Below are 394 nucleotides of genomic sequence, written 5' to 3' on the forward strand. Positions count from 1 at the left end.
CACTCGCTCAGATTGATGATTCACATACATTACCAGCAGCAGTCGATATGACCGACCATGCGCATAATACCCTTCAGCTCACGCTGAACGACATCCTCAATGAAGCGCATGACAACCTGTTCATTCAGGATGGTCATAAGCAACTGGCGGTAACCGGTGATGCTGGTGATGTGGTTGAACTGAAGGTTGAAGACCTGGCGCACAACACCTGGCAGGATGCTGGTCAGGTGACGGCGGGTGGGGTTCAGTATGAGGTTTACCAGCATGCGGGCAGTAACGTTGAGCTTCTGGTGCAACAGGGTCTGGAGCTTCATCAGGTTTCATAATCTGTAGAATTATTCCAATCCTTAACTCATCCCCGGCTACGGCCGGGGATTTTTGTATAAGTGAATCT

1 protein-coding gene is annotated in these 394 nt (G+C 50.0%); it reads left to right on the forward strand.

The genetic code is table 11. The features are described from left to right. Positions 1-326, forward strand: a 326-nt coding sequence (locus ACG0Z5_RS24005; RefSeq protein WP_394451694.1) for a Biofilm associated protein A, incomplete at its 5' end; no start/stop codon positions are given. Between the last annotated feature and the right edge of the window lie 68 nt (positions 327-394).

The organism is Scandinavium sp. M-37 (assembly GCF_043558715.1).
In the GTDB taxonomy this organism is placed as follows: Bacteria; Pseudomonadota; Gammaproteobacteria; order Enterobacterales; family Enterobacteriaceae; genus Scandinavium; species Scandinavium vulneris_A.